Origin of the sequence: uncultured Faecalibaculum sp. (genome assembly GCF_910588395.1) — a bacterium.
Classification (GTDB): Bacteria; Bacillota_I; Bacilli_A; order Erysipelotrichales; family Erysipelotrichaceae; genus Faecalibaculum.
This window is the reverse complement of the sequence record NZ_CAJUPA010000034.1, coordinates 17,160-27,290: the sequence shown is the minus strand read 5'-3', so window position 1 is coordinate 27,290 and position 10,131 is coordinate 17,160. Positions and strand designations below refer to the sequence as shown.

At 54.6% G+C, this 10,131-nt stretch carries 10 protein-coding genes and 1 other annotated feature; of the genes, 8 read left to right on the top strand and 2 right to left on the bottom strand.

Going from position 1 to position 10,131, the window contains the following annotated elements:
* Window positions 1–45: 45 nt before the first annotated feature.
* The gene (locus QZ305_RS09420; protein WP_294731539.1) at window positions 46–630 is read right to left on the bottom strand and encodes an IS607 family transposase; all 585 of its coding nucleotides are present in this window, start codon (window positions 628–630) and stop codon (window positions 46–48) included.
* Window positions 631–803: 173 nt separating this feature from the next.
* On the opposite strand from QZ305_RS09420, the gene QZ305_RS09415 reads away from it, so the two are divergent.
* The 6 genes from QZ305_RS09415 (at window position 804) to QZ305_RS11825 (ending at window position 6,060) form a co-directional block, all read left to right on the top strand.
* Window positions 804–1,526 (top strand): ABC transporter ATP-binding protein, encoded by a 723-nt coding sequence (locus QZ305_RS09415; protein ID WP_294731538.1) that lies wholly within the window; start codon window positions 804–806, stop codon window positions 1,524–1,526.
* Complete coding sequence (locus QZ305_RS09410) at window positions 1,493–3,085, top strand: hypothetical protein (protein ID WP_294731537.1); 1,593 nt, start codon at window positions 1,493–1,495, stop codon at window positions 3,083–3,085. The genes QZ305_RS09415 and QZ305_RS09410 overlap by 34 nt, the downstream gene beginning before the upstream one ends.
* Entirely contained in the window at window positions 3,072–4,373 is a 1,302-nt protein-coding gene (locus QZ305_RS09405) for an ABC transporter permease (RefSeq protein WP_294731536.1), read from the top strand. Before QZ305_RS09410 ends, QZ305_RS09405 begins: the two co-directional genes overlap by 14 nt.
* Before the next feature lie 252 nt (window positions 4,374–4,625).
* Window positions 4,626–5,219: a type IV toxin-antitoxin system AbiEi family antitoxin domain-containing protein gene (locus QZ305_RS09400; protein ID WP_294731535.1), complete on the top strand. Its 594-nt coding sequence runs from the start codon at window positions 4,626–4,628 to the stop codon at window positions 5,217–5,219.
* Window positions 5,220–5,233: 14 nt separating this feature from the next.
* Entirely contained in the window at window positions 5,234–5,866 is a 633-nt protein-coding gene (locus tag QZ305_RS09395; RefSeq protein ID WP_294731534.1) for a nucleotidyl transferase AbiEii/AbiGii toxin family protein, read from the top strand.
* Window positions 5,758–6,060 carry a nucleotidyl transferase AbiEii/AbiGii toxin family protein gene (locus QZ305_RS11825; protein WP_367268828.1) on the top strand — a complete coding sequence of 101 codons (303 nt, stop codon included), beginning with the start codon at window positions 5,758–5,760 and terminating at the stop codon, window positions 6,058–6,060. The genes QZ305_RS09395 and QZ305_RS11825 overlap by 109 nt, the downstream gene beginning before the upstream one ends.
* Window positions 6,061–6,466: 406 nt before the next feature.
* On the opposite strand, the gene QZ305_RS09390 is transcribed toward QZ305_RS11825, so the two are convergent.
* Window positions 6,467–6,835, bottom strand: a complete 369-nt coding sequence (locus QZ305_RS09390; RefSeq protein ID WP_294731533.1) for a DUF4298 domain-containing protein — start codon at window positions 6,833–6,835, stop codon at window positions 6,467–6,469.
* Window positions 6,836–7,476: 641 nt separating this feature from the next.
* Window positions 7,477–7,680 (top strand) — a binding site (T-box leader).
* A gap of 79 nt (window positions 7,681–7,759) precedes the next feature.
* Here QZ305_RS09390 and QZ305_RS09385 point away from each other — a divergent pair.
* Both QZ305_RS09385 and metA read left to right on the top strand, forming a co-directional pair.
* On the top strand, window positions 7,760–9,031 hold the full coding sequence (locus QZ305_RS09385; RefSeq protein ID WP_294731532.1) for an O-acetylhomoserine aminocarboxypropyltransferase/cysteine synthase family protein: 1,272 nt from the start codon (window positions 7,760–7,762) through the stop codon (window positions 9,029–9,031).
* Window positions 9,031–9,996 carry a homoserine O-succinyltransferase gene (metA, locus tag QZ305_RS09380; protein ID WP_294731530.1) on the top strand — a complete coding sequence of 322 codons (966 nt, stop codon included), beginning with the start codon at window positions 9,031–9,033 and terminating at the stop codon, window positions 9,994–9,996. The genes QZ305_RS09385 and metA overlap by 1 nt, the downstream gene beginning before the upstream one ends.
* Window positions 9,997–10,131: the final 135 nt, after the last annotated feature.

The window sequence follows — 10,131 nt, the reverse complement described above, 5'->3', positions numbered from 1 at the left end:
CCTTTGATCTGGGAAGATGTGGGATCCAGCGCGATTCTGATGCCTTCATGCATCATGTGCTGCCTCCATCGCTTTCTGAGCTTTGTGTTTCGCAGCCCGTTTCCCATACAGCCGGGCACAGAAGGAGGTCAGTACTTCTGTCATATCCCTGACAAGGTCATCCTCCTGTTCTGAATCATCCACCACGATGATTCTGCGCCCTTGTGCCTTCAATGCTGATTCGATGAGTCCAACATTCATTCTTGCCAGCCGGTCCCTGTGCTCCACGATAATGGTGGTGATTTTGGAATCAGCCAGGAGCCGGTTAAGCTGCTTCCGGTTTTCGTTCATACCGGAGCCGGTCTCAGTGACCACAGTCGGATTCGCTACACCAAGATTGATGGCAAAGGCTTTGAGCCTGTCTGCCTGTCTCTGCAGGTCGGCTTTCTGATCGGAGGAAGAGACTCTGGCATAACAGACAGTTCTGCCAGTCATGACCGGGGAGAGGGCTGGCTCGTATTTTGGATCATGGACCAGATATGTACTGGTAGGAGTTCTGGTAACCGGCACAGGCATTTTTCCGTGCCTGCACCAGTACCAGACGGTCTGAACATTGAGACCTTCTTTTTTCGCCCATTCACTTGCCTTCATGCCTAAATTATGCCAAATTCAAGAAAGCGTTTACATATGTTTTTGTCAACTGCTGGCAACCCCGTATCAGACATCTGATGCGGGGTTTTCTGTATTTTTCCGTCCCTTCGTCATTTCTTTATAATTCTTTAAGAATTTCTCTCTACACTGAATACAGGAAGAAAGGGAACCATATGAACAACAAACCGCAGCCCATCATTGAAGTGCGGCACCTGCGGCGGGAATATCCCCTGGAAGACGATCCGGTCACTGCCCTGGACGATGTCTGTCTGGATATAGCTCCCGGGGAAATCTGCTGCATATTCGGCCCCAGCGGTTCCGGCAAAAGCACACTGCTCAATCAGCTCGCCGGACTCGAACCCGCCACCTCCGGCGCCGTCCGCATCAGAGGCACCATCATCAACCTCCTGAGCCAGACACAGCTCACGGATTTCCGCCGGCAGCACATGGGGTTCATTTTCCAGTCCTACAACCTGCTACCGCATCTCAGTCTCCTGGAAAACACCGCCCTGCCCCTGCTCTTTGAAGGCGTGGACCGCAAAACCCGTCTGGCCAGAGCACGCACTCTCCTGAAACTTGTGGGTCTGGAAAACCGCATGAGTCACAAGCCGGGCCAGATGTCAGGCGGACAGCAGCAGAGAGCCGGAATCGCCCGGGCATTCATCACAGACCCGGATATCGTATTCGCAGATGAACCCACCGGAAACCTCGACTCCAAAAGCTCCCGCATGGTGATGGAACTCATGCACCGGCTCTCCCGGCAGCATCACAAAACCATTGTCATTGTCAGCCACGATCCCGAGGCAGCAGCCTGGGCCGATCACATCATCACTCTGAAAGACGGAAAAATACTGGAGGAAACATGGAATACACATACCGCCCCATCCGGTGCCTGAGCACCCTGACCCTGGCCTGCGCCCTGACCATCCCCGCAGCCACCCCGCTTTACGCCACCGAAACTCCGGAACCGGAGAAAACCAGTCAGGAACCGGAGACCTCTCCGGAGCAGAAACCGGAAAACGCCAATGTGGCACAACTCGTGAGCATCTCCGACATCCGGGTCCTGATTGATGGAAAGGAAACAGATTCCTGGACAAAGGAACAGAAAGCGGATCTGAAGCTGATCCTCACCTCTTCCCTTCCCACTTCAGAGTTCACCAGATCAGCCCCGGGCAAAGACCCGGAGGGAATCTCCGTCACCCGGCTGTCGGATGCCTTCAAAGGCGGAGACCCGGAAATCTCACTGGCTTCCCCCCAGGACAAACCCCTCCGGCTGGATCTTGTCTTTCATGACGTGACCTGGCGGGGCAAGGATGACATGTTTGCCTTCACCCTCCAGACCGGTCAGGACAGCGCCCGGAAAGAACTGAGGATCTTTGAAGTCTCCGACAGTCAGCCGGAGCCGGAAGAACCGGAGAACCCGGATCAGGACCCCGGCACCGAACCGGATCCGGGATATACCGGCGGCTATACCGGGGGAATGGATGGCGGCAGCAGCGAACCGGTGAAAATCCAGAGCGCCACCCCGCACATCATCATCTCGAAATACACCTACGGCGGTGAATCCGTGGAAGCCGGGAAAAAGTTCGATCTGAACATTGATTTCCGCAACACCTCCAGATCCCTGGGCATCGAGAACATTCTCATGAGTGTGGAAACAGAAGAAGGGCTGACCATCACCAACTCCAGCAATACCTTCTTCTTTGACAGTCTGGCAGCCGGCGCTTCCAGGTCGCAGAAAATTCCCATGAAGGCCCTGAGCCTGGACAAAAGCGCTTCTCCTTCCTGCACCGTGAGCTTCACCTACGAATACGTGGACGACGGACAGCGGCTGGAGAAAACCGCCCAGGAGCGCATTGCGATCCCGGTCACGGAATCCGACCGGTTCCAGCTGGAAGCGCCCAAAGACCTGGAACCCGCCTTCGCCGGGCAGGAATACACCCTGAGCATCCCCTACAACAACAAAGGAAAAGGCACCGTCTACAACCTGGAAGCCCGGGTGGAAGGCGACATGACCACCCTGAGCCCGAAACAGAATCTCGGCAACATCGATTCCGGCCGCTCTGGCAGCATCGACCTGATTCTCACGCCCCAGGAACCCGGAGAACACAAGTTCAAGGCCATCATTGCCTGGGAAAACGCCGCAGGCGAAGAAGTGGAAAAGTCCTTCGATGTGACCCTTTCCGTGCAGGAAGCAGCGCCGGCGGTTCCCGATGACATGATGACCATGCCGCCGGAAGAAGAACAGTCCTCTGTTCCCTGGGGCTGGATCATCGCCGCAGCAGCCGCACTCTGTCTTGTCACCGGTCTGATCCTGCACCGGAAAAAGAAACGGGGGAAACCGGCACAGAAATCCGAAGACCTGCAGAATCTCTTCGATCAGGATTCCCCGGATACCGGCAGCGGCACAGACACCAGTCCCGACGCCGCCAGGCACAGCGATGAAACCCGCTGACATCCTGCTCCAGGCCCTGCACAATCTGCGCCGGCGGCTTTCCCGGACCATCCTCACCGCCATCGGCGTCATGATCGGCTGCACTTCCATCGTGGTCATGGTCTCCATTGGCGTGGGACTGTCCAAAACCACGGAAGAGATGATGGCCGGGATGGGTGACCTGACGCTGATCCAGATCATGGGCAAAGCCGATGGCATGCTCGAGGATACCGATCTGCACGCCATACAGGAAACCCCCAAAGTGAAAACCGTGATCGCCAAGCAGTCCTGCAGCGATTTCATGACCGCCATCACCGCTGCCAACAGCCGCTACCAGTCAGGCTGGGCCAATATCGCCGGCGTGGACCGGGATCTGCTGGAAGAAGCCGGGTACAAAACCAGGGAAGGTTCCCTGAATCTGGCAAAAACCACTTCCGCCATCCCCGTGCTCCTGGGACAGAACACCGCCTACAGCTTCCGGGACACCGCCCGCCCCGAAGGCCAGGACATCGTGGACCGGTACACCATGGACGAAAACGGCAACTTCACCGACGCCAATGCCCCGGACCCCTGGTTCGATCCCATGAAAACCGACCTCACCCTCACCCTGTCCAATCCCATGGACGAAACCGCGGCTCCCTATCAGGTGCTCCTGCACCCGGTGGGCATTCTGGAAGAAAACATGTCTCTGGGCTACGAAACCTCCGAGGGATTCATCATGGACCAGAAAGACCTGCAGGAAATCATGGAAAACGCCAGCCGGCAGTTCGGCACGGCGTCTCCCAAAAAGAACTACAGCGAGATCGCCGTCAAAACCGCTGTCATGGAAGACGTGCCGGACGCCGAGGCTTCCCTGAAAACCGCCGGCTACATGACAAACTCCTACAAATCCCTGCGGGACTCCATGGACGAACAGACCCGCACCATGCAGCTGGTCCTGGGGGGACTTGGTGCCATCTCCCTGCTTGTCGCCGCCATAGGCATTACCAACACCATGATCATGTCCATCACCGAGCGCACCAGAGAAATCGGCATCATGAAAGCTCTGGGCTGCCGCTCCCGGGACATCCGAATGCTGTTTCTGGCGGAATCCGGTCTGATTGGTCTGGCCGGCGGCATGGCCGGGATCCTGCTGTCCTTCGCGATTTCCCTGGGCATGAACCACGTCGCCGGCATGGAACTCTCTGTGATCCCCTGGTGGCTCGTGCTTCTGGGACTCGGTTTCTCTCTGCTGATCGGCCTGGTATCGGGTTTCTTCCCCGCCGCCAGAGCCGTGAAGATTCCCGCCGTGGAAGCCCTGCGGCAGTGATCTCAGTGCTGCGCAAAAACACCGTCCTGCAGTCCATTCGTGCCCGGACGGTGTTTTTCTTATCCAAATTCTGTATGGTCGATGGCTCTGCCGATGGGGCCTGCGGCCCCTGCCGGGGCATGGATCTGATGCGGCAGTGACACATGATCAGATATCCATTTGATGTGCGGTTGTCGGTATTTATCATTCATTGACAATCACACATCATTCCCCAACAATATAATGTGTGATTGTCGAAAAGAGGTGAAGAAAATGACCACCAGGAAGAAAATCGAAGAACTGCTGGAAACCTCGGAAGATGGCATGATTACCGCTGCACAGGTAACAGAAGCCGGACTGCACCGCAGCGTCCTTCAGGAGCTGGTAAAAAAAGGCGATATCTACCGCGTGGGCCGCGGCCTGTATATGCAAAGCAGTGCATGGGAAGATGATTTCCACATTTTACAGCGCAAATACAAACGTGGCATCTATTCCCATGAAACCTCCCTGTATCTGCTGGGTTATTCAGACCGGACCCCTGCGAAATATACCCTGACCTTTCCCAAAGGCTACAATGCACCGTCCCTGAAACAGGAAAACGTGATCATCAAACACACTGTCCCGGAGAACTACGAACTCGGCACAATTGAAATCCAGTCACCATCGGGAAATCCAATCCGGATTTACAACCTGGAACGGACCCTGTGTGACATCCTTCGCGGAAGCGGCAGTGATATACAGATCGTTCAGAACGCCATGAAACGCTATGCCGTATCCAGAAACAAAAACATCCACAAACTGATGCAGTATGCAGAACAGCTGCATGTAAAATCAAAGGTCCTGCGATATATGGAGGTTTTGCTGTGATCACCAAAAACCCGATGCAGCTGAAAGCCTTTATACGAAAGAAAGCAGCCGAAAAACATATCTCGGCGCAGCTGGTCATGCAGAATTACATGCTTGAACGCTTGCTGGAACGTATTTCGCTTTCGCCTTACCGGGACAATTTCATTCTCAAAGGCGGATTTCTGATCTCAGCCATTGTGGGACTGGATACCCGGGCAACAATGGATCTGGACACAACCATTAAAGGCTTCACCCTGACACATGACGCAATCCGCCAGATCTTTGAGGAAATCTGCGAGATTCACATTGAAGATAACGTAAGTTTTACTGTATATTCTGTGTCTGACATTCGGGAAACCGACGATTACCCTGGAATCCGGATTGGATTGAAAGCGCACTATCCACCAATCTGCGTCCCATTGACAGTAGATGTGACCACCGGAGACATCATCACACCACAGGAAGTTGAATATACATTCTCCCTGCTTTTTGACCAGCGGACAATTCATATGATGGCGTACAACCTGGAAACCATTCTGGCTGAAAAACTGGAGACCGTATTATCCCGAAACCTCGCAAATACCGCCCAAGAGATTATTATGACATCCACATACTTTATTCACTGCGCTTCGCAGAATGCGACCCCGCAATTCTGCACAGAGCACTGACCCGTACGATGGAGAAACGTGGCAGCCTCATGATTCTGAAAAACAGCCCGGAAATAATTGAAGAGATTCACAGGAGTCCTGCACTTCGAAAACGATGGGAAAAATACAGTCAGGAATACGAATATGCCAGAGATATTTCCTTTGATGATACCTGCCGTACACTTCAGGCAATTATCACTGCCATTCTGCCGTAAATGCCGGGTTATCTTCGTCATATGATTACTGACAGTCCTCTGGTCTTTCTCCAGATGGCTCCCCTGCCACACTCATTCACCGTCCTGCATTCCATTTGTACCCGGACGGTGTTTTTCCTGTCCAGTTTCTGTATGGCCGATGGGTCTGCCGATGGGGCCTGCGGCCCCTGCCGGGGCATGGATGTGGTGGCAGCGGCAAAGCATCTGACATTGCCACGGAGAAAGCATCTGATGCGATACAATCCGATTCAATCAAACACTGTTGGATTGTGTTGGATTTAATCCAACAGTACTGTTTGCATTTACTCGTTAATCTGCCCCCAACTCCACCTGCGTCCATATGAAAAAAGCACCAGGACATTCCCCTTGCTTGAAGAATATGCTCTGGTGCCTGTTTTCTCCCGGTTTATACCGGCTGTCCATCAGCCTTGTCCGGGCGAATCCGCCTTCGAAACTTCCGGCAGTCAGTCTCCACTTCCCTGCACAAGTCCTCCAGATCCCCGAACAGGTTGTACAGCCCGTCTTCGCTGTAGATACCGCAGGGCTGATTCAGAGGATGTGCCGCTTCCCGGTCTCTGTCAGCCAGCCAGTCTCCTTCAAAATACCAGTTCTGAAGGATCCATGCCGAATCAGCGTAATTTTCCAGCAGTTCCCCGGTTTTCTCCAGCTGAGTCCGAAGGTCTGTCAGCTGATTCATCCGCTGTTCCATCTTCCGGCTGAACTCTGCAAACTGCGCATCATTCAGCCTTGCGTCCGACTGTCTTTTTCCATTCATGCAACGGCCTCCTGCCGGACCGACTGCGTTCAATCCGTCCTTTTCTTCATTATACCCGGATATCCTGCCTCTCCGGGCTTCTTTTCCCTGGCTGATTCCGGCTTCTGGCCGGACACAATACAAAAAGCCCGCTTGTGGCGGACCTTTTGCAGAAAGTTTTAAGAAAGGGAATTTGATTATGAAGTGAGTCCTATCCTTGACTCGTCCTTAGTTTATCAAGGGGATTCGGAAACATCGTCGCCGCAGTGTGGGGAATTATGTGAATGCAGTTTACCGCATTCATTTATTGACCCGGGTTGCCCAGTTTACCGAATTTAACATTTTGCCACCGTAAAGGTCCAACCAATCATCGCCGACATTACTCGAGTTAATCGTTTACCGCTGTTAATTGCACATATCTGCGCGTTTCCATTGAAAAAGAGACCTTGCGGTCTCTTTTTCAAGAAAGTTTAAGAAAGGGAATTTGATTATGAAGTGAGCCTCTATCCTTGGCTCACTCATAGGATACAAAACCCTTACGGGAAAACAGTCGCCGTATTGTGTGATTTTATGTGATTATGCTTTATCCGGGTAATTCTTTCTGCAGGCCACTGTGACAGAAAATGCCGGGATGCATATCAGACTTTGTCTGATATAATAAACCAAATGCAGCGAACGGAAGAGTAACCGGTGTCCCGCGCCGCAGAGAGGATCTGTCTGGTGAAAAGATCCGCAACGGACCCGGTGAACATGGCCCGGGAGCAGTCCGCAGGAAAGTGCGGAACGGCAGGATCCGTTATCTCCTTGAGGCAGACAGCAGTCTGTGAATTCAGGTGGTACCACGAAACGCGGCTTTCGTCCTGTGGCAGCCGCTTTTTTATTTTCCAGGCCCCGGCTTTCATCGGCAAAACGGGGACAGAGAGATGCAGGAAGGAGAACACAGATATGAAACAAGGAACAAAATGCGTGCAGGCGGGCTATCATCCCGGCAATGGCGAACCCCGGCAGATTCCCATCATTCAGAGCACCACATTCCGCTATGACACCAGCAAGGACATGGGGAAGCTCTTCGATCTGGAAGCCGAGGGCTATTTCTATTCCCGGCTGCAGAATCCCACCAATGACACAGTCGCGGCGAAGATCTGCGCTCTGGAAGGCGGTTCCGCTGCCATGCTCACCTCGTCCGGACAGGCGGCAAACTTCATGGCGCTGTTCAACATCGCCGGTGCAGGGGACCACATCGTGGCATCCAGCTCGATTTACGGCGGGACATTCAACCTGATCGGCGTGACGATGATACGCATGGGCATTGATGTGACGTTCATTTCTCCGGACAGCACATACGAAGAAATCAGTGCGGCGATCCGGCCGGAGACCAAAGCGGTGTTCGGGGAAACCATCGCCAATCCCGCGCTGACAGTGCTGGATATCGAAACCTGGGCCAGAGCCGCTCATGACGCCGGGGTGCCTCTGGTCATTGACAACACCTTTGCCACGCCCATCCTCTGCCGGCCCATTGAGCATGGAGCGGATATCGTCACGCACTCCACCACCAAATACATGGATGGTCACGGCGCAACCATAGGGGGCGCCATTGTGGATGGCGGTCATTTCGACTGGACACAGAATGGCAGATTCCCGGGTCTGACCACACCGGATGAAAGCTATCACGGGGTGGTGTACACAGAGCGCTTCGGCCTGGGCGGTGCCTTCATCACCAAGGCCACAGCACAGCTCATGCGGGACCTGGGCTGTGTGCAGTCACCGCAGAATGCCTTCTACATCAATCTGGGACTGGAATCCCTGCATCTGCGGATGAAACGGCACAGTGAAACCGCCCTGGCGGTGGCTGAGTTTCTGAACTCCCACCCGAAAGTGGAAGCCGTGCAGTACGCTGGTCTGGATGGCGACAAATACCATGCCCTGGCGCAGAAATATCTGCCGAATGGCTGCTGCGGGGTGGTGAGTTTCGAACTCAAAGGCGGCCGCCAGGCGGCTGAGCGTGTCATGAAAGCGCTGAAAACCGCAGCGATCGAAACCCATGTGGCAGATGCCCGGAGCTGCTGCCTGCACCCGGCCAGCGCCACCCACCGGCAGATGACAGATGAACAGCTGCGGGAATGCGGCATCTCTCCTTCCATGATCCGGTTCTCCTGCGGACTGGAAGATGCCCGGGACCTGATCGACGATCTGGCCCAGGCGCTGGAGCAGGCCTGATGCCGATCTGCATTCCCAATGACCTGCCGGCGGTGACCACGCTGGAAAATGAAAACATTTTCGTCATGAAAGAGGACCGGGCCACGACCCAGAACATCCGGCCTCTGCAGATTCTCCTCCTGAATCTGATGCCCACGAAAATCGAAACCGAGACCCAGCTCTGCCGACTGCTTTCCAACACCCCGCTGCAGGTGGAACTGGAACTGATGCAGACCGCCAGTCATGAATCCAGAAACACCTCCCAGGAGCACATGCTGCGGTTCTACACCACATTCGATGACATCCGGAACCGGTACTTTGACGGCATGATCATCACCGGCGCGCCGGTGGAAAACATGGAATTCGAGGAAGTGGAGTACTGGCCGGAGCTCTGTGAAATCATGGAATGGAGCCGCACCCATGTGCATTCCACGTTCCATATCTGCTGGGGTGCCCAGGCAGGGCTGTACTATCACTACGGCATCCGCAAGCGGCACCTGGACAAAAAGCTCTTCGGGGTATTCCCCCATCACACCGAGCGCCATGGCAGCATGCTGTTCCGGGGATTTGACGAAACTTTCATGGTCCCGCATTCCCGTCACACGGAATCCGACGAAAAAGCCATCCGGGCTGAATCCCAGCTCAAGGTTCTGGCCTCCAGCCCCCAGGCGGGGATCTACGCCGTGAGCACCCAGGGCGGGCGACAGATTTTCATCACCGGACACTCGGAGTACGATCCCCGGACCCTGGAAAAAGAGTATCTGCGGGACAAAAGCAGGGGACTTCCCATTACGGTTCCCGAAAACTACTATCCCCAGGACGATGACACCCAGGATCCCGTGGTGACCTGGCGTTCCAGCGCCAGCCTGCTGTATGCCAACTGGATCAATTATTTCGTGTATCAGACCACGCCCTATGACCTGGGCGAAATCCAGCCGATCCGAGAGAAACGCAGGCAGGAAAAGCCAGAACAGCCGCAGAACTGAAACGCTGTCATCTCCTGAAAGAAGTACATCAAAACGGAGGACTTCCCGCATCCATAGGAGAGGTCCTCCGTTTGCCGTATCCTGCCCGGTCCATCCTGCCGATGCCAGCCCTGCGGGCTGTGGGCAGGGCCTGAA